Below are 19,989 nucleotides of genomic sequence, written 5' to 3'. Positions count from 1 at the left end.
CAGAATTCCAATCCCCGCCCGCTGTACACTGGCTTGCCATGACCACAAAGGACACGGCGAGCGCCAAGCGGGGACCCTATTCCAAGGCGAAGGAAAAGCGACGAGTGATTCTCGACTCCGCCCACGCCGTGTTTGCCGCGAAGGGGTATTTGGGCGGCTCGCTGCAGGACGTTGCCAACCAAGCGGGCATGAGCCAGACCAGCCTCCTGCATTATTTCCCGTCAAAAAGCGATCTTCTGATGGGCGTCCTGGAGTGGCGCGACGAACTGACCGGAAGCGAGAATCCCTCCGCTGAGGAAGAGTCGCTTGTGGATGACGTGATTCGCACGGCGCTCCATAACGAGAAGATTCCCGGCGTCATCGAGCTCTACACAGTGCTGTGCGCGGAATCGATCACGAATGCCCATCCCGGCCGTGATTACTTCACAGAACGCTTCGAACGCATACGGGCAAGCTATAGGCGCTCTTTCTCGGCCTTGGCCCAGGAGGGCAAACTCCGGCCCGGCGTGGATCCAGCGTGGGCAGCCACGTCCCTGGTGGCCCTGTGGGACGGACTTCAAACCCAGTGGCTGTTGGCCCCTGACGCCATAGATGTAGCAAAAGCCCTGCGCGGCTTCTTCGAACTGGTCCTACTGCCCGAGGCCTGACGGGCCGAAAACCTGCTATGCGTTGCCGTTCCAGCCCCCTAGTGCATTCCAAATTGGTAGTTGAACGGCACAGCCTCGCCCGGACAGACTTCTTCCCAGAGCGCCGCGATGGCATCCTCTCCCTCGCGGAGGTCCGGTATCTCCACCCCTTCGCGCAGGATGGCTGCTGCCTCGCCCGCCTTGCCCACCCGGGCCAGTGCCAGGGCCCTGAGGAACCTCAAACGCCCGACGGCGGTGCCCTCCCTGGGTGCGGACTCCAGCAGTTCCAGCGCCTGGGCCGGATCATCATGGCGGATGCTGAGTGTCACTGCCTCGGTAAGTAACGCTGTGTTGGCGGAGTCGGCTTGAGCACCGCTTCTGAGTTCATCCAGGCCCTCGCGATCCGCGCCCTCGGCCAGTAACGCCAGCCCCAATCCACGATGTGCGAGCGCCAAAGTCCCTGGCCGAACGCCGCCGGCAGCAAGCACCTCGGGGTAGGCTGCCTTGGCTCCCTCCAGATCTTGCCTGGCGTGCCTCATCGTGGCCACATGGAACCGCGCCTCAGGAGTTTCCTGTCCCTCCAGCAGCTCCTCCCAGTCAGCTCCGGCAACAAAGCTGGGCGCGCCGTCGAACGCTTTTCCCTTCAGCAGTTCCAGCCATGGTTCCTGCTCGGCTGTGATGCTTTCATCGACGAACGGGGTGCCGCTCTCGTCAATCCAGCCCTTGCCCGCCCGACGCCGGCGGGCCCGCTCCACCACGCCCCAACCGCTGCCGTGGAGCACCATGGTGGACGGCGGGACGTCAGCATCGCTGATGGCGGCGGGCAGCATTGCTTCCAGGTCCTCGTGTGCCAGGAGCTCCTCAAGCCGCCGGCCGGCATGGGCTACGGCCGCATCCCAGTTCGATCCGTGGGCGGTATCCGGGTCCAGATGCCCATTGCCGTACGCCTCCACCCAGGACCATTCCGCACGCGGAGGCATGGCCAAATGCTCAAACTGGGTTCTCGCCAACCCGGCCTGGATCTCGGCGTAAGGGCCGGCCCCGGGGCTCAACCACTGTTGCCACCGCTTGCCGCCTTGGCCTTGTCCCCAGACGAAGAGCTTCTTGCCCCTCAGCCGGCTGGTGGACAGCATCGCCAGCCCGTCGCCGTCGTCGTCCGCGGCCACAACCCAGCGACGTTCCGAAGGATCAATATCAAAGAAGAAATCGGCGGCGTGCGGGCTGTTGACCAACCACGTCCCGTCGTAGCCATTGTGGTCCGTAGGCCGGACACGGGTGATGTCCGTGGCGTAGTCGCTGCCAAATGCTTCGTCGGCCGGGGCGATCACGCGCGTGCGGTCCGTCTCCGGAATGGCCGCGTTGCTCCACCAGTACATGGGAACGTCGTGGTCATTCGGGTTGCGGATACGCACGGCCGCGAACAGCACGGCAGATTCGGCAGGCAACCATATGTCCACTTGGAAGACCACTTCCCGGAGCCGCTCGAACTCCCACACGCGGAGGATGTGCTTTCCGTCCGAGGTGTGGACGATCGCGGTGTGAAGTGGATCGCAACTGGTAGGTGAGTGGCCGCGCGTGCCAATGTTCCACTCCAGGCCGCCCGCGAACCACGCCTTTCGCAGCGCGATGTTGGCCAGCTGGGGCGCGTCGTGCGTGTGGAGGAGCTGCTTTCCCGTCATTTTGTCGAACAATTCCCAGATACGGCCGCCCAACGACGGTATGACCGTCGCCCTGAGTTTGCTGTTCTCAAGCACGACGGCGGGCAGCTCCTTGGGTGCCGCCTCCCGGCTGTAACCGTCCTGCATGAGGTACGGGAACACGTTGGGCACTACTCCGTAGCGGGCCGCCGCCTGGAGCTCTTCCGGCACGCCCTCGCCCACCGTATAAGGCTGATCGAGTTCCGCGGCCACCACCGGCAAGGGGTTCAGGGGACCAATATCGGCCATCGTCAGGGAAATGCTGGTGACCGTGACGTTGGAAGGTGAGGTGACAGCCATGTCAGGATCCGTTCGTGAGGAATTCAACGTCCACACCCACAGTCTCCTCGAACCGGATGGCCAGCGCTAGAGCCCCCTGGGGAGAGCCGATCCAGCCCTGTCTGTTAGGACGTGGCCGTTAGTTCAGATCGGTGACCACCAGTTTCCGCACAACGGCGGTGCCGCCTTCCACGCGCAGCTCGGTGCCGAAGCTCCCGGGCAGGGGAAAAACAAGATCGCTCAGGACAACTCTGCCGTCTTGGGCGAAGACCTCCACTGATTGGTCCACGATAATACGCAGCCTCAGCACGCCGCCGTCGAGCTTCACTGGCGCAGACTCTGCCGACGCGAACTTTTCGTGGAAGCCGGTGTTTCCGGAGTTGCGGCGGTCCAGAGTGAGCTGGCTCGTCTCGGCGTCAAAGCTGAGAACTGTCGCGGCGCTCCCATCCGGGGCACCGAGCAGCCTGAAGGAAATGGTCCGGCATGAGCCGGGCAGGATCTCAGCCTCGATCAGCTGGGCTGCCCCCGGCACGGCGTCGGGCAGTTGCACCTTGGATTCGTGAAGTTCGGCATCCTTGAGCATGCTGGCAGGTTTTCCAGATTCCAGGGGAAGCACAGGCCGCTGCACCAGGCGTGGCAAACCCTCTACGGTTGCAAGTTCAACCTCGCGGGCAAGCGACATGCCGGAGCGCCACGGGGCCGTTGGCAAGGAGTTGGCATAGTCCCAGTTGTTCATCCAGCCGATCATGATGCGGCGGTTCTCCGGGACATTGCTGAAAGAGACCGCGGCGTAGTAGTCACGCCCCCAGTCGAGCCAGAGGCATTGCCTGAGATCCATGGTTCCGTCGGCACCGGGTGAAACGAGCGAATCAGGATCGGCAGTGAACTGCAAGCCATCGAAGTGGCCCACGAAGTACTGTCCTCCGGAACCACCGGCCACGGCACCTGGATTGACGTTAACCACCAGGACCCACTTGACGTTCTCCGGGTCGCCGTCGACGGGCAGCGGGAAGAGGTCCGGGCATTCCCATTCGCCTTCCGCCGAGTTCGCGGGGCCGAAAGTACTCAGGTATTCCCAGTCCTTCAGGTTCTCCGAGCGGTACATGACAACCTGCTGATGCTGGGCCTCCACGGCCACCATCACCCAACAGGACCCGGCAGATCCCTCGTAGCGGAACACCTTGGGATCCCGGAAATGGGCCGAGCCGCGGCCAAGCACCGGGTTGCCTGCATATTTGCTCCACGACATGCCGCCATCCGTGGAGAACGCGAGGGACTGGGCCTGTGTCCCCTGATGCGCCGAGCCTTCCTTGAAGGCGCTCGTGTAGATGGCCACCAACGCCGGCTCTTCGTCTGTGCCGAATCCCGATGTATTGCCGTGGTCCACCACGATGCTGCCGGAAAAGACGTCTTCTTCCTCGTCGCAGGCGATGGCAACCGGGTGTTCAGTCCAGTGCAGGAGGTCAGTCGAGGTGGCGTGCCCCCAGGACATGTTGCCCCAGACGTTGTCGAAGGGGTTGTTTTGGTAGAAGAGATGGTAGACGCCGTTGTACCAAACCAGTCCGTTGGGATCGTTCAGCCAGGTGTTCTTGGCCGTGTAGTGAAGTATTGGGCGCATCGTTGAGGCGGCGTCTTCGCCAGGAACAGCACGGTGCGTTGTTGTTTCAGTCATCGGAGGTCTTTCGGGAGGGAAGCGACGGAATCGCGAAGAACCATGGGGCATGGAAGAACGGTGGGGTGGGTGGCGAACAGCTGCAAGTCGGTTTTCCCTTCGATGGCATCGATCAGGTTTTCCGTTGCCCAGGCACCCATTTCGTAGTGCGGCAGGGCGACTGTTGTCAGCGCCGGGTAAAGGTTTTCGGCAATGAGTTCCTGGTTGTCGAAACCGACGAAGGAGATGTCATCCGGAATCCGCAGGCCAAGTTCCGCAGCGGCCCGGTAGGCGCCCATGGCCATACGGTCGTTGTAGCAGAACACGGCCGTTGGCCGGCTCTCGGATTTCAGCATCCGCAGCGCCGCCTGGTAGCCACCGGGCATCTCCGAGATCTCGGACTGGACCAGTTCTTCGTGGAACGGCAGCCCGGCGTCTGCCAACGTCTCCCTGAAAGCCCTCAACCGGGAGTGGGTTGCGGGCACGTCGTCGGTGTTGTTGAGCATCCCGATCCGGGTGTGACCGGCGTCGATCAGTGTCTGCACTGCGGACCTTGCCCCGCCCACTTCGTCGGGGATGACGGAGGAAACAGTTTGGCTGATGTCTTCGGAGTCCACCAGGACTGCAGGCAGTCCCGCGAGGTTCTTGGGGACAGCCAGCTTCCGGTGATACATCGTGGCGTACAGGATGCCATCCACCTGCCGGTCCAGCAGATCCGCCACCTGGCTCTCCTTGGACTCCTGGGAGCTGGTGCTGGTGGAGTTGATGATCATGATGTTGTAGCCCCGGCGTTTCGCAGTTTCCTCTGCGCCCAGGATGATCCTGCCTGCATGCGGCGTGGTGGCGATTTCCTCGCTGATGAACCCGAGCATCCCTGAACGTTGTGTCCGCAGGGCCTGGGCCAGGCGGTTCGGACCATATCCGAGGCGGTGCGCAGCCTCCTGGACCCGCTCCCTCGTTCTTGCGCCAACCCGGGCGTAGGCGACGTCGTTGAGGACATGGGAGACGGTGGTGACAGAGACCCCGGCCTCTGCCGCCACATCCTTGATACCCACTGATCTATTCGTCATTGGTTCCCCACGTCCTCATGATGTTGGTGCTGATCCTGAGATCGAATCAACATGTGCCGCCTCGAAACCGATTGTCGGTGTAGCCCTCAAAGCGTTAACAGCCCTATCTGCAATGACCTGGGCGTCAGTTCCGGAATCAAGGATCGTATTCCGGGCAGATTCGGCATCGACCAGGACGGCCGTAACGGCGAGCCCGTCAGAAGCGCCCGTAGTCAGCAGGGCGTCCACCTGGGCGGAGAAGCAGGAATCACTGGACGTGGCGTGAACGTCCATCGCCACCACGTGGTTGTTGGAGACGAAGTTTCCAGCCCCCTCCAGCAACCGGATGATGACCGGCGTCGCACCTGAGGGACGGATGCTCTCTGCGTCGATGACCTCGGAGAAGTGGTTGCCCACCACAGAGTTGTTGCTCCCGCTCACGCAGAGAAGCCCGTAAAGATCGTCCAGCCCGTTATCGACTCCCAGGAAGGGTGTCCAAGGCTCATGGTCACGCAGGAAGTGGTTCGTCGCCACGAGGTTCTCGGAACTGTTCGCTGCGAGAACCACCATCCCGGGGTAGAACGAATGCAGCCGGTTGTTGGTGACGCTTGAACGCGTGACGCCGTCCAAATGGATGCTGCTGGCACCCCTGGGGAAGATGTTGTTCGCGGTTATCAAGAGCCCGCCATGGCTCTTGGCATAGATCGAGTGGCCCTTGAAACCTGCTCCGATCAAATTGTCGGTAATCTTTGACGCCTGTCCCCAGCCACGCAGCTCAATACAGCTCCCGCACTCAGCAATGAAGTTATCGTGAATGGAAAGCGCGTCAGCGTTGTGGATCGTGAGGGCGTTCTCCAGGTAGATGAAACCCATCCCAGTGACGCGGAATGAATCATTGGCGCTCGCCACATAGATGCCGGTCTTGCCATTCACATACGTGTTCTCTGGCGGCAGCCCCGAGCCGTCCGGGGTGAAGTGCAAGCCGTCGATGCAGAAGTTGGAGAACTCCACTGAGCTGATACGGGGGCTCCCGCTTCGCTCAACGTAGAACGCAGCTCCCTTGGCTTCGTCCGCGCCCTCTGGGCTCTCCCCGTCCACACCGAGTGGAAGATCGACAATGATGCGACTTCCTCCGGGCCACAGCTCATGCAGATCAGCCCATTCGTCTTCGGGAACGTTGAACCGGATGCTCGAAGACGTAAAGCCGTGCCCCGAACCCTCGATCCTGAGGAAGCTGATATCGATCAGCACCTGCGTACGGAGGTGGTAGTCGCCGGGCGGAAGGTAGATCACCGCTCCCGGCTTTCCTCCGTTGTTCACATCACTGGCTGCCTGCCGGGCCTTGACGTCGGCGATGATGCTGTTGATCACTTCACCGACGTCCTCGGACGGATTGCCGACCGGCCACGTGGTCACGTCGTAGTAGTTGTTGCTTGACATAGCTTCTGCCCTTTTTGTGGTGTGGTTTCTCAGCCCTTGACGGATTCTCAGCCCTTGACTGCGCCGAGCGTCATGCCCGCCACGATCTTGCGCTGCAGAAGAAGAGTGAGAAGGATGACCGGGATCGAGTACACGGCGGCCAGCGCCGTCATGGATCCCCAGTCCAGGCCGAACTGGGTCTGGAAGTTCGCGATGACCACGGGAGTGGTCTGCGAGCGGATGGCGGTCATCAGCAGCGCGAAGAGGAACTCGTTCCATGAGGCCAGGAAGGCGAAGATCGCGGTGACGGCGATGCCTCCGGAAACCACGGGGATCACCACCCGCCAGAGCGCACCGAGCCTGCTGCAGCCATCCACGGTTGCTGCCTCTTCCAGGTCGCGGGGAACAGCCTCGAAGAAGCTGGACATCAGCCAGATGGAGAGCGGCAAGGAAATGGTGGTGTGGGCAATGGACAATGCGATCGGCGTATCCGCCAACCCTGCCGAGGCCATCATGGATGCCAGCGGGATACCGATTGCTACCGGCGGCACCATGCGGGTGACCAGTGCGGCCATGATGAACACCCGGCCGCTCGGAGTCTTGTAGCGCGTGATGCCGTAAGCCGCCGGGACAGCCAGCACCAGGGAAAGCAGAGTGCTGATGATCGCGGTCTGGATGCTGTTGATGAAGGAAGCCAACACACCGCTGCGGCCCAGGGCGTTCGCGTAATTCTCCAGCGTCCATTCCTTGGGAAGGATGGTGGGTGGAACGGCGATGGTATCGATCGGGGTTTTGAAGGACGTAAACAGCAGGTACAGGAACGGGAACCCGTACAGCACCATGGCTGCGGCCAGCAGGATCCACAGGATGGTACGCGTGCTGCGACGTCCAGCCTCAAGGCCTTCGCGGTTTACACCACGACGCTTGCGCGGGGCGCTTGGCTCAGTAACCCCCGACGGCGGCAGCACAGTTTTGCCCGTCGCGTCACCGGGTGTTTGCTTCGCTGCTTGCGTCTGCTCGGCAGCTTGGGTGTGCTTGGCAGCTGTGAGCCGGGCGACCATTGCTGCCCGGCGCGGCCTGATGCCAGGAGCGGAAGCCGGTGTCCCGCCGTCGTGCGATGTTTCTGCGGCGCTCATCAGTTGTCCTTTCCTGGCCGCCAGATGGTGGCCACCGCGAAGAATGCGACGGCGAGCATCGCCAGCAGGTAAATAGTGCCCATGGCGCTGGCCAGGCCGGGATCGCCGAAGCGGATCATGGTCCGGTAGATCAGCAGGCTCATGGTTTCGGAGGCGGACTGCGGGCCGCCGTTGGTTTGGATGAGGATGGTGTCAAAGGCCCGGGCGGCATCGATTCCGCGGACCACCAGTGCCACGGCGATCACCGGGCGGAGGAGCGGAAGGATGATCTGGAACAGGAGCGCCGGTGCCTTGGCGCCGTCCAGGCGGGCTGCCTCGATGAGGTCGCCGGGGATGTTTTGGAGGCCGGCGAACAGGACCAGGCACATGAAGGACGTCGTGAGCCAGATGTCCGGGACGGCTACCGAGAACAGCACGATGTTCGGGTCCGAGAGCCAGCCGATCTGGTTGGGGTTGGAGAGGATCCCTGCTTGATGCAGGATGGTCCCGATGAGGCCGAAGTTATCGATCATCAGGAACTTCCAGAGCAGGCCGGCCACGATCGGCGCAATCATCAGCGGGTAAAGGAAGACCGTTCGCCAGATCTGGGACTTGCGTCCGAGCGTGGTGAACAGGAGGGCCATCCCCAGGCCGAGCGCGAACTCGAGCGTCACCACCACTACTGTGTAAGCCAGGGTTCGCCAGCCGGCACCCATGAAGGCTTCGGAGGCGAACGCTGCAGCGTAGTTTTGGAATCCGACAAAGTCACGCGGGCCGCCCGCGATGGGCGAGATCTTGAAGAAGCTGTCTGCGACGAGGCGGAACAGCGGGTAGGCCACAAACACGGCCAGGAACAGTGCCGCTGGGGTCATCAGGTATAGGGCGAAGCGGCGATCGGAGATACGCACGATTTTCTCTTCTGTTTGTTGGGACCGCGGCCGGCACCGGCTGAGTCGGCTGGTGCCGGCCGCGGAGTCTTTTACTTGAGGAGGTCCTGGATCTGCTTCTTGGCGTCAGCCAGGAGGGTGGCGGAGTCGCCGCCAGCTACAGCCTTCTGCAGGAGCGGAACCAGCACGGTGTCCACAATCTGCTGCCACTTGGCTGTTGCCGGACGCGTTGCGGTTGCCTTGCCGTTCAGGGTTTCGATCAGCGGCTTGAAGCTCTCATAGCCCGGCTGGTTCTGGTACTTCTCAAACGCTGAGATGCGCGAGGCGAGTCCGAGGCTGGATTCCACACCCATGCTGTTGTAGTCGTACGCGCACTTGATGAACTTCTTGGCTGCATCCGCGTTCTTGGTCGCCTTGGGTACGGACAGGTACCACGGGCCCGGAACACCCGCGACGCCGGCGCTGCCGCCAATCATCGCCGCAGCTCCCACCTTGCCTGCAACGGGAGAGTCCTTGGGGATCTGCCGGTAGGCGTGGGCCCAGAAGCGGGTCATGGCGGTCTTGCCCTGGTTGAACAGGTTCTGTGCCGCGGCCCAGTCAACCTGTGCAGCACCCGGAGGGGCGTCCTTGGTGAGGCTGACGTAGAAGTCGAGCGCTTCCTTGTGGGCAGCGTTATCGATGATCACGTTGTTGTTCGCATCAAGGACCATCGGCGAGCCGGCCTGCAGGACGTGGGCAAGCCATTCCGTTTCCACGGCGCCCTTCACGTCCGTGCCATACATGCCGTCCTTGGTGAAGAATTCGGAGATGTCCTGGTACTGCTTCCACGTGGTGGGAGCTGCCAGGTCGTAGCCGTACTTTGCCTTGAAATCTGCCTTGTTCTTGGCGTCCTCGAAGAGATCCTTGCGGTACAGGATGATCTCTGCGTTGGTCCATGCCGGCATTCCGATGAAGTGGCCGTCAACGTTGGCTTCCTTCACGAGGGCGGGGAAAATGTCCTTCTTGGCTTCATCGGTGAACAGTTCATCGATTGGCTGGACTGCATCCTTGAAGCTGGGGAGCCACACGGAGTCCAATGCCGCGACGTCGAAGGAAACGTTGCCGGAGGAGAACTCACTGGAGAGCCGGTTGAACATGCCGTCATAGGGCAGTTCGACGAAGTTGACGTCGAGGCCGGTGTCTTTCTTGCATTGCTGGGCAACGCCTGTGAGCTCGGCGTGGCCTCCTGCTTCCACCAGGACGTTGACTGTGCTGGATGCGCTTCCGGATGTTGGTGCGGGGCCCCCGGCACCGCAACCCGTAGCTGCGAGTGCGACGGCAGTGCAGAGGCCGCCGAGTGTGACGAGTCTGGAGATGGTCTTTCGAGTGGACATCGCTGTCGACTTTCTCTTCGAACGGGATTGAAAGAATCTTTGGGGATGGAGAATCGTTTTGCCAAAACGACTTGGCAACACCATAGGCCCGATTTCCCAACTATGTCAAGCGTCACATTTTGGCCAGTTTTGGCTCTTGACGGGCCAGACAGCCCACCCCTAGAGTCATCGACGCAGGTAGCTAAACCGTTTTGGCATATTTTGGCGGATGTTTCAAGGCTTTGGCATCCGCCCTACCCAGTTGGGATCCCCCATTCAAAGGAGAACGTATGAAACCCATCCCGGACATCAGCCGACGGAGTGTGCTCCGCGCCCTCACGGCGTCGGCGGCCGTCGCCTTCGCTGTAGCGGCCACCGGCAACGCTGCCGCCGCAGCACCTGAACAAGTGGCAGCAGCGCTCGACGCCGGTCCCCGGCAACAGGGGCACCGCCACTTGATCGGCGTCCTGTAAAGCGACCGTCTATAGAGCAGCCGACTGTAGAACCACCCGTCTGTAGAACCGCCCGGAACCGCCGGAGGCGTGCCGCAGCATGCGTCTAAGCGAGGCACGAGCGAGCATGCAGACCACGGCGCCAGCGGTTCCGGACGCACTTAAAGAGAAGCAGCACAGTTCAGTCCCCCAACGATGTGAGGAGAACCAGCTTTGACCACCGTCTACGACGTCACCACCTGGAGCGTGCCAGGGAATCCGTCCGCCACCCCGTACAACGACATCGGGCTCATCATCAACAGCATCATCGCTGACATCAAGAGCCAGCAGACCAGCCAGGCGTCCAAACCCGGTGCCGTGATCTACATTCCACCGGGAGACTACTCCTTGAAGACCAGGGTGAATGTGGACATCAGCTTCCTGACCATTCGTGGATCGGGCCATGGCTTCACCTCGCTGAGCATCCGCTACAACGCCGGCAACACCTCGGGCTGGCACGAGATCAACCCCGGCGCCAGCCGCGTGCGGGTGGAAAACACCGACGGGAACACGGACGCCTTCCGGGTCTACCGCACAGGCGATCCACGGATCAGCGGGGTGGTGTTCGAGAACTTCTGCCTCGACGGTGTGTCCTTCGGCTCCAACGAAAACGACTACACCAACGGCAAAACCGGCATCCGCTTCGATTCCGCCAACGATTCCTGCCGGGTGGAACGCATGGGAATGGTTTACCTCGAGCATGGGCTTGTGGTGAGGGATACCGATGCCCTGAGCGTCAGCAGCAACTTCCTTGCTGAATGTGGATCATGCGTTGAACTGACAGGATCCGGCCAGGCCTCGAAAGTCACCGACAACCTCATTGGCGCCGGCTTCGTGGGATTCTCGATCTTCGCCGAGGGACACATGGGCCTGTTGGTCACGGGCAACAACGTCTTCCCCCGGGGCAAGAGCAGCGTGCACTTCAAGGACTGCACGCGCTCTTCCATTACGTCCAACCGCTTCCATGCCTTCTACCCCGGCATGGTGAATTTCGAAGGAAGCTGCACGGAAAACCTCGTTGGAGCCAATCACTTCCTGCGCCAGATGGAACCGTTCGATCCCCTCAAGCCTTACAACAACGGCTTGGATGATCTCTTCGGACTGGTGCACATAGCGGGCAGCAACAACACGGTTACTGGAAACCACTTCAGCTACGACGTCGTTTCGGGGTCGGTCACGCCATCGGGGCAGACGCCCACTATCATCCTGGTGGCTTCCGGAAACAACAATTACATCGCCACCAACAACACCGTCTCGGCCATTGCGGTGCACACGGTCGTCCTGGATGCTTCGACTTCCGGGTCCAAGGTTCTGGACAGCGGCGATAGCAACCAGGTGGTGAGGTACGCGTCCAACTACGCGTTCAGGGCAACGCCGTAACCGCACGACGTAACAGTCGCAACAGCACGGCATAAGTAACGACGACGGCGGGCGTCGCCCGACAAGGCGGGTCCGCCGTCGTCATCCTGCAACGCAAGCCCTTGACGAAAGGTCTGTCAACGATGACAAGACGCACCAAAGCCTTAATGTCGATTGGGGCGGCCGTGGCACTCACCGCTGCCTCATTCTCCGTGGCCACCACCGCCCAGGCCACCGACCCGGATCCGGCCACCCAGCAATACCGGCCGTACCTGCACTACACGCCGGAAGCGAACTGGATGAACGATCCCAACGGACTCGTGTTCCACAACGGGAAGTACCACATGTATTACCAGTACAACCCCAACGGAACACGTTGGGGAGACATGAGCTGGGGCCACGCTTCCTCCACCGACCTGATCCACTGGGAGGAACAACCACTCGCCATTCCACGGGGTTTCAACGGATCCGGACAGGTGATCGAGGAAATCTTCTCCGGATCCGTGGTGGTGGACACCCAGAACACCAGCGGACTCGGGACTCTCCAAAATCCGCCGTTGGTAGCCATCTACACAAGCAATTACACCGGGGCCCACCCCACCCTCGCGGGTAAACAAGCACAGTCACTGGCCTTCAGCACTGACGACGGACAGACCTGGACCAAATACGGCAACAACCCGGTCCTGAACAGGAACACTTCCAGCTTCCGAGACCCCAAAGTCTTCTGGTACGACTCCCCCACCGGGCCGGACTACTGGGTCATGGCAGCCGTTGAAGCCGACGAACACCGTGTCCTCTTATATAAGAGCAACGACCTGAAGCAATGGAACTACCTGGATGACTTCGGTCCGGCAAATGCGACCGGAGGGCAGTGGGAATGCCCTGATCTGTTCCCACTCGCCGTCGATGGAGACCCAAACAACGTCAAGTGGGTCCTCTCTGTGAACATCAACCCCGGAGCCGTCGCCGGCGGCAGCGGCGGACAATACTTCGTCGGAACCTTCAACGGCACGTCCTTCACTGCCGAGAACATCGATCCCGCCAGCCAACTTCCTCCCGGAAACGTCCTTGCCGGCTTTAACGGTGGCAATTACACCGGGTGGAACGTCCAGAACGATCCGTCAAACAGTTCCGGGCCTTGGGGAAGCGCCCCCGCCTCGGGAAGTCTCTCAGGACAAATGGCGGTTTCTGGCAGCATCGGAGCCGGGCTGATTAACGGCTTCCATGGTGGAGATGCACCCGTAGGCACCATGGAATCAGCACCTTTCACGCTGGACAAGGACTACCTCAACTTCCTCGCCGGCGGCGGAAAACACCCGCAGGAAGCCGGCAAGCAGTCGGGAAACCAGGCCCCGCCGGTCTACCTGCTGTTCGACGGCTTCGACTACTCCGGGACGCTCACACAAGCCGGCTGGCAGCTCACCGGCGACTTCCAGGCGGCGCTGAACCCCTCGACGTCGGGCGGTGAATTCGCCATCGGGAAACGGATCAACACGTTCGAAGGCGGCCCGTACCAGGACAACAACGTCGGCACCATCACCTCCCCCGAGTTTTACCTGACCAACACCAACATCGGCTTCCTTCTGGGCGGCGGCAGCCGCACCAACGGAGAACTCCAGGTTGACCTGCTGGTGGGAGGCGTGCCGGTGCGTACCTCAACGGGCACGAATTCGGGCGACCTGAACTGGCAGAACTGGAACGTTTCACCCTGGTACGGCCAGATCGCCCGCATCCGGATTGTGGACAACGCAACCGGGCCATGGGGGCACCTGACGCTGGACAACATGGTGTTGGGTTCGGAACCGGCGAAGCCCAGGAGTGCTGAAACCACCGTGAACCTTGTGGTCAATGGTCAAACAGTCCGTACCGCCACCGGCAACGACTCCGAACATCTGGAGTGGAAAGCCTGGGACGTCAGCGCCTACAAAGGCAGCCAAGCCACCATCAAGATCGTAGACAACAACCGCGGCGGCTGGGGACACATCCTCGCGGACGAATTCGTTTCCTCGGATGCCTCCCACCTCGAGCAGCACGATTGGCTGGACTGGGGCAGGGACTACTACGCCACGGTGTCCTTCAACAATGCTCCCGGCGGCAACCGGATCATGCTGGGCTGGATGAACAACTGGGACTACGGCCAGGACACTCCCACCACCACGTGGCGGGGGACCATGGCGTTGCCGCGTGAAGTGGTACTAACCCAGACCCCCGCGGGTCCGCGGCTCCGGCAGCAGGTGGTGTCCCAAGCCGATGCGTTGAAGAACACGGCGGCCGCATACAGTGCGCCAGCCCACGACATCTCGCCGGGAACAACCACACTTCCCATCACAGGAGATGTGGTCCAGATTGACGCAGAGTTCTCGCCCGGAACGGCGTCGGCGTTTGGCCTGAAAGTCCTCGACAACGGAACCGAAGCAACCCGGATTGGCTATGCTCCGTCCACGAAACGGCTTGCCGTCGACAGGACCAACTCGGGCAATGAGGGATTCCATGCAGCCTTCAGTTCAGTAGAGGACCCGCGGGTGGAGTTGATCAATGGCCGGCTTCGCCTGCGCCTGTACGTGGACCGTGCATCAGTGGAGCTCTTCGCCCAGGACGGTCTGACCACCATCACGGACCAAGTCTTTCCCAGCGCCGGGGCGACCCACATCTCGGCTTTCTCCGAAGGAGGCACGGCACGGCTGGAGAGCCTGACGGTAACTCCCCTGAACCAGGCAATGTGGGGCGGTTGAGCTCGAGGGGCGGTTGAGCTCGGTAGTGGAAGCTATTCGGGGGGAGCACCGAGTTCCAGCGCGTTGATCTCTGCCCTCGCCATGCGGACCGTTTCCCGATCGGTGACGGTATAGGCAGTGGGGTCGGCACCGTCCTGCGCGCCAAGGGATATGGTTCGTTGACCCAATGTGGAGACGGTTCTCTTGGCGGACATATGAACAGCTGAGAGGCCGGCCGCGTGCATCGCCGGGATGTCGCCAAGGTTGAGTCCGCCTCCTGCCATGATCTCCAAGGCTCCCCCGGCCCGCTCCACCATCTCGGAGAGGTTGGCAAGGCCTGCACCTGCAGAGGCCTCGTGGCCAGACGTGAGTACACGGGTGAAACCGAGTTCCAGCAGTTGATCAAGGGTCGCCAACAGGTCCCGTGATTGGTCAATCGCGCGGTGGAAAGTCAACTGCGCTTCAGGGTTGGCCTGCCGGGCAGAATCCACGAGTCGTTGGACCGCGTGAACATCGATGTCGCCTTCTGCGGTCAGGGCGCCCACGACTACGCCGTGGGCGCCCTGAGCCAGCAGGTGACGTACTTCGTGCACCATGGTGTCCACATCCGAGGCGGAGTAGTGGAAATCGCCAGGACGGCATCGCACCAGCGGATGGATCTCAAGGCGACCGGCAACGTGTTCAATGCTGGCTTCCATGAGTCCCTGGCTTGGCGTGATGCCACCAAGTTCCAGGCTGCTGCAGAGCTCAATCCGATCGGCACCTTCGGATGCGGCCGTACCGGCACCCGCAGCGCTCACCACGGCGATTTCAAGTTTCATGGTGAAACTCTACGCGCGGTAACGCTCCAGCTTTTCCTTCTGGTCCGGAGTGAGCCTCAGGACCCTGCCAGTAGCTTCCGCAACGAAGGCCAGGTGTGTAACGGCCTTGACGCAGTCTTCCCGTGTGACGGGGTCCTTGATGACGTAGTGAAGATCAAAGCTGGCCCCCTTGATGGCACCAACCCAAATCTCCACCACCGCCGGGATGTTGCGGTATTCCAAGGTCCGCACGTACCGGACTTTGTGCTCAACAACCAGCGTCATGGTGCCCTCTTCAACATCATTGAAGAGGGCCGCCGGCGGTTCTACGCCTGGAAGGCCAGCACCCCTGGGTGGCCCGAAAGCCGCGATTCGGGCTTCTTCCAACATCCGAACGATCTGCACATTGTTGATATGCCCGTACGCATCCATGTCACCCCAGCGCATGGGTACGAGTACCTCAATGCGCTGGGGTTCCACGGAGTCCCGGGCGTGCAACCCAGTACTTAGGGAATGCGCGCTCAGCTGTGCACCGCCGTCGAATCGTCCACGGCGGTCTCTTCCTCACCGGCAAACTGGGACATGTACAGGCGGTAGTAAGCGCCTTGGAGCACCAGCAGCTGGTTGTGGTTGCCCTGCTCCACGATTCGTCCGTTCTCCATCACCAGGATGGTATCGGCGTCGCGGATGGTGGACAACCGGTGGGCGATGACGAAGCTGGTCCGGTCCGTGCGGAGGGCGGCCATGGCCTTCTGCAGCAGCAGCTCAGTACGGGTATCCACCGAGCTCGTAGCTTCATCAAGGATCAACAGCGATGGATCGGAGACGAACGCACGTGCGATGGTGATGAGCTGCTTCTCACCTGCGCTGACGTTGTTGCCTTCTTCGTCGATGATCGTCTGGTAACCGTCCGGCAAGGCCCGTACAAACCGGTCCACATAAGTGGCCTTTGCCGCCTCCATGATTTGTTCCTCAGTGGCGTCCAGGTTTCCGTACTTGATGTTGTCGTAGATGGTCCCCCCGAAGAGCCAGGCATCCTGCAACACCATGCCCACCTTGGAGCGCAGCTCGGAGCGGCTGAGATCCTTGATGTCCACGCCGTCCAAGGTGATGCGTCCGGCATTGAGCTCGTAGAAGCGCATTACCAGGTTCACCAAGGTGGTCTTTCCAGCCCCCGTGGGTCCGACGATCGCCACAGTGTGCCCAGGCTCCGCACTGAAGGACAGGTCCTCGATGAGGGGCTTGTCCTCCACGTAGCTGAAGGAGACATGCTCGAATTCCACGTGGCCGTCGGTCTTGGCCGGCAGGTGGCGGGTACCGGTCTCTTCAACTTCTTCGTCGGCGTCGAGGAATTCGAAAACACGCTCGGCCGAGGCCACACCGGACTGCAGCATGTTGGCCATGCCAGCGATCTGGCCCAGCGGCTGGGTGAATTCACGCGAGTACTGGATGAAGGCTGTGGCGTCACCAAGGCTCATCGAACCTGAAGCAACCCGCAAGCCGCCCACCACCGCAATACCGACGTAGGACAGGTAGGACACGAAGTTCATGGCCGGGAAAATTACGCCGGAAACAAACTGGGCACCGAACGACGCCTTGTACAAGGCCTCATTGCGTTCATCGAAGCGCACCAGCATGTCAGCGTCACGGCCAAACACCTTGACCAGGTCATGCCCGGAGAATGATTCTTCGATCTGGCCGTTCAGCGAGCCTGTGTTCTTCCACTGTGCAGCGAAGAGCTTCTGGCTCCTGGCACCAATGACGCCCGCCATGACACCGGAGAGCGGCAGTGCGATCAGGGCGATCAGTGCCAGTTCCCAGGACACGATGAACATCATCACCGTGATGCCCAGGACGGTAAGCACCGAGCTGACCAACTGTGCGAACGCCTGCTGCAATCCTTGCTGGACGTTGTCGACGTCGTTCGTAACGCGGGAGAGGATGTCACCGCGCTGGCGGGTGTCAAAGTAGTTCAGCGGGAGCCTGTTGAGCTTTGCCTGGACGTCATTACGGAGTTGCTTGATGACGCGCATGACGATCCTGTTGAGCAGCCAGCCCTGCGCCCACAGGAAGATGTTGGCCACAAAGTACATCAGGAGCACGGTCGAAATAAGGAACGTCAGCTTGGGGAAATCGATCCCGTTTGTGAGTTGCATCTTGGAGACCATGTCCGCAAAGTTCTCTTGGCCTTGCTGGCGCATGAGCTCGACGAACTGTTCCTGGGAGACGCCGGGCGGTAGCTGCTTGCCCATGACGCCGCCGAAGATCACGTCCATCGCGCTGCCCAGAATCTTGGGCGCGATCACATTCAGGACCACCGAGACCACCACAAGGCCGATCACGATGTAGACGCCAACACTCTCAGGCTTCAACAAGCCCATGAGTCGCTTTGCCGATGGCCAGAACTCCTTGGCTTTCTTGGCCGGAACATCGCCGAACATGCCGCCATCGGCTTCCGAAGGGACGTACTCCTCCTCTACGAAGTCGTCGTCATCAAGTGCCTCGGTTGCCACGTCTGCCTCGGCCGCCTCGTCAAAAGCCTTGGCATTCTTCGCGGCCTCTGCCTTGGCAGCCCAGCCACGCTTCTTCTGCTGGTTCTGCTCGCTCATGCGACTTCCTCTACACTCAGCTGGGATTCAACGATTTCCTGGTACGTAGGCGAGGTTTCCAGCAGTTCATCGTGCGTTCCGCGATCCACAATCCGGCCGTTATCCAGGACCAGGATCTCGTCCGCATCGGCAATGGTCGAGACGCGTTGGGCAACGATGATGACCGTGGCGTCACGTGTCTTGGCCTTCAAGGCCTTCCGGAGCCTGGCATCTGTGGCAACGTCCAAGGCTGAGAAAGAATCGTCAAACAGATAGACATTCGGCTTGGTGACCAGGGCCCTTGCAATGGAAAGGCGCTGGCGCTGGCCGCCGGACACATTGGTGCCGCCCTGGGCGATCCGCCGGTTCAGGCCGGATGACTTTTCCTCAACAAAGCCCTTGGCCTGCGCGGTCTCCAGCGCCTCCCAGAGTTCCTCGTCGGTGGCCTCGGGCTTGCCAAAGCGCAGGTTGTGCTCGATGGTCCCGGAGAAAAGATACGGCTTCTGCGGCACGGCCGAGACGCGGCTGGTGATCTCCGACGCGTCCAGTTCGGTGACTGGGACGCCGTCGAGCAGGACATCACCTGAGGCGACATCGTAAAGCCGCGGGAGCAGGGAGACCAGGGTGGTCTTGCCTGCGCCGGTGGAACCAATGATCGCCAGGGTCTTGCCCGGCTCAGCGGTGAAGGAAATGTTGCTCAGCACCGGCGCCTCGGCTCCGGGGTACTTGAAGGTGACATCGCGGAACTCCACGTGGCCCTTCTTTTCGGCCGGAACCACGGGGGAACTCGGGTTGTGGATGGAAGGCTCCACGTCCAGCACCTCGCCGATGCGGTCTGCACAGACGGAAGCACGGGGAATCATCATTGCCATGAAGGTTCCCATCATGACTGCCATCAGGATCTGCAGGAGGTACTGAAGGAAGGCCGTGAGGGACCCTACCTGCATGTCACCGGAGTCCACACGCTGGCCACCGAACCACAGCACCGCCGCAGTAGACAGGTGCAGGATCATGCCGATGGCCGGGAACATCAGGACAAAGAGATTGCCGATCTTCACGGACACGGCGGTAAGGTCCTGGTTGGCGTCACCGAAACGCTTGGCTTCATAAGGTTCGCGCACGAAGGCGCGGACAACCCGGATACCAATGATTTGCTCGCGCAGCACACCGTTGATGGCATCGATCTTGGTTTGCATGGAACGGAACAACGGCATCAACCGCACCACGAGGTAGCCCACGACTGCCACAAGGAGGGGCACGGAAACCCAGACCAACCAGGACAAACTGAGGTCCTCGCGGAGGGCCATGATGATGCCACCCACGCACATGATGGGTGTGGAAACCATGAAGTTCAGGCCCATCAGCACCAGCATCTGGACCTGCTGGACATCGTTGGTGCCGCGGGTGATCAGCGTAGGAGCACCGAAACGGTTCACGTCCTGTGCCGAGAAGCTGCTCACTTGACGGTAGACGCTGCGCCGGAGGTCCCGGCCGATCGCCATGGCCGTCCGGGCACCGAAGTAGACGGCTGCGACGGCGGTGAGTACCTGGCCGAGTGCGACGGCGAGCATCAGCGCGCCGGTCCGCCAAATGAAATCAGTGTCGCCGCGGGAGACTCCCTCGTCAATGATTTTGGCGTTGAGGCTTGGGAGGTAGAGCGTGGCAATGGTGGACGCCAACTGGAATATGAGGACGGCCACTATCTGCGGCAAATACGGCTTGGAGTAGCGCCGTATAAGGGTGACAAGCATGCCCACGGGTCCTTAGAAAGAGTGCGTGAATGAAGTAAGAGAAGTTTTGCAGCAGGGGCTGACAGTATTAGCCTCCCTACTCTACGAAATCCGTTGCCTCGGCGAAACAACCTAGGGAAAAGATCATCCCAGCGGAGTATTTCCCGTGTCGGATGTGCTCCCGCTGGCGCAGGCACCACAGCCGCGGCAGGCCGGACCAACCGCAGCAGGCAAC

The 19,989-nt window shown here is 61.2% G+C and carries 15 protein-coding genes; 4 read left to right on the top strand and 11 right to left on the bottom strand.

Going from position 1 to position 19,989, the window contains the following annotated elements; genetic code table 11:
• Positions 1-38: 38 nt before the first annotated feature.
• A complete protein-coding gene (locus tag VUN82_05310; GenBank protein ID XAS73264.1) occupies positions 39-647 on the top strand; it encodes a TetR/AcrR family transcriptional regulator in 609 nt (202 codons plus the stop codon).
• A 38-nt stretch (positions 648-685) separates the two neighbouring features.
• Here VUN82_05310 and VUN82_05305 read toward each other — a convergent pair whose 3' ends face one another.
• The 7 genes from VUN82_05305 to VUN82_05275 all read right to left on the bottom strand — a co-directional run bounded on the left by VUN82_05305 (position 686) and on the right by VUN82_05275 (position 10,096).
• Positions 686-2,623: a DUF5107 domain-containing protein gene (locus VUN82_05305; GenBank protein XAS73263.1), complete on the bottom strand. Its 1,938-nt coding sequence runs from the start codon at positions 2,621-2,623 to the stop codon at positions 686-688.
• 118 nt (positions 2,624-2,741) lie between these two features.
• Positions 2,742-4,274, bottom strand: a complete 1,533-nt coding sequence (locus VUN82_05300) for a glycoside hydrolase family 32 protein (GenBank protein ID XAS73262.1) — start codon at positions 4,272-4,274, stop codon at positions 2,742-2,744.
• Positions 4,271-5,323 (bottom strand): LacI family DNA-binding transcriptional regulator, encoded by a 1,053-nt coding sequence (locus VUN82_05295; protein XAS73261.1) that lies wholly within the window; start codon positions 5,321-5,323, stop codon positions 4,271-4,273. The genes VUN82_05300 and VUN82_05295 overlap by 4 nt, the downstream gene beginning before the upstream one ends.
• Before the next feature lie 15 nt (positions 5,324-5,338).
• Positions 5,339-6,742, bottom strand: a complete 1,404-nt coding sequence (locus tag VUN82_05290; protein XAS73260.1) for a right-handed parallel beta-helix repeat-containing protein — start codon at positions 6,740-6,742, stop codon at positions 5,339-5,341.
• Between the two features lie 47 nt (positions 6,743-6,789).
• Positions 6,790-7,782 carry a carbohydrate ABC transporter permease gene (locus VUN82_05285; protein ID XAS74616.1) on the bottom strand — a complete coding sequence of 331 codons (993 nt, stop codon included), beginning with the start codon at positions 7,780-7,782 and terminating at the stop codon, positions 6,790-6,792.
• A gap of 74 nt (positions 7,783-7,856) precedes the next feature.
• Positions 7,857-8,744, bottom strand: a complete 888-nt coding sequence (locus VUN82_05280) for a sugar ABC transporter permease (GenBank protein ID XAS73259.1) — start codon at positions 8,742-8,744, stop codon at positions 7,857-7,859.
• Positions 8,745-8,815: 71 nt separating this feature from the next.
• Entirely contained in the window at positions 8,816-10,096 is a 1,281-nt protein-coding gene (locus tag VUN82_05275) for a sugar ABC transporter substrate-binding protein (protein ID XAS73258.1), read from the bottom strand.
• A 269-nt stretch (positions 10,097-10,365) separates the two neighbouring features.
• On the opposite strand from VUN82_05275, the gene VUN82_05270 reads away from it, so the two are divergent.
• The 3 genes from VUN82_05270 (at position 10,366) to VUN82_05260 (ending at position 14,657) form a co-directional block, all read left to right on the top strand.
• Positions 10,366-10,548, top strand: a complete 183-nt coding sequence (locus tag VUN82_05270) for a hypothetical protein (protein ID XAS73257.1) — start codon at positions 10,366-10,368, stop codon at positions 10,546-10,548.
• 192 nt (positions 10,549-10,740) lie between these two features.
• Positions 10,741-11,946: a NosD domain-containing protein gene (locus VUN82_05265; protein XAS73256.1), complete on the top strand. Its 1,206-nt coding sequence runs from the start codon at positions 10,741-10,743 to the stop codon at positions 11,944-11,946.
• A 122-nt stretch (positions 11,947-12,068) separates the two neighbouring features.
• Positions 12,069-14,657, top strand: a complete 2,589-nt coding sequence (locus VUN82_05260) for a GH32 C-terminal domain-containing protein (protein XAS73255.1) — start codon at positions 12,069-12,071, stop codon at positions 14,655-14,657.
• A 32-nt stretch (positions 14,658-14,689) separates the two neighbouring features.
• Here the strand turns inward: VUN82_05260 and VUN82_05255 are convergent, their stop codons facing one another.
• The 4 genes from VUN82_05255 to VUN82_05240 all read right to left on the bottom strand — a co-directional run bounded on the left by VUN82_05255 (position 14,690) and on the right by VUN82_05240 (position 19,775).
• Complete coding sequence (locus VUN82_05255; GenBank protein ID XAS73254.1) at positions 14,690-15,457, bottom strand: copper homeostasis protein CutC; 768 nt, start codon at positions 15,455-15,457, stop codon at positions 14,690-14,692.
• 9 nt (positions 15,458-15,466) lie between these two features.
• The gene (locus VUN82_05250; GenBank protein ID XAS74615.1) at positions 15,467-15,883 is read right to left on the bottom strand and encodes a thioesterase family protein; all 417 of its coding nucleotides are present in this window, start codon (positions 15,881-15,883) and stop codon (positions 15,467-15,469) included.
• A 74-nt stretch (positions 15,884-15,957) separates the two neighbouring features.
• Positions 15,958-18,045 (bottom strand): ABC transporter ATP-binding protein, encoded by a 2,088-nt coding sequence (locus VUN82_05245; protein ID XAS73253.1) that lies wholly within the window; start codon positions 18,043-18,045, stop codon positions 15,958-15,960.
• On the bottom strand, positions 18,042-19,775 hold the full coding sequence (locus tag VUN82_05240) for an ABC transporter ATP-binding protein (GenBank protein ID XAS73252.1): 1,734 nt from the start codon (positions 19,773-19,775) through the stop codon (positions 18,042-18,044). The genes VUN82_05245 and VUN82_05240 overlap by 4 nt, the downstream gene beginning before the upstream one ends.
• Positions 19,776-19,989: the final 214 nt, after the last annotated feature.

The organism is Micrococcaceae bacterium Sec5.1 (assembly GCA_039636795.1).
Taxonomy (GTDB): domain Bacteria; phylum Actinomycetota; class Actinomycetes; order Actinomycetales; family Micrococcaceae; genus Arthrobacter.
The sequence above is the reverse complement of the archived record's forward strand: the minus strand, read 5'-3'. Positions and strand labels throughout refer to the sequence as shown.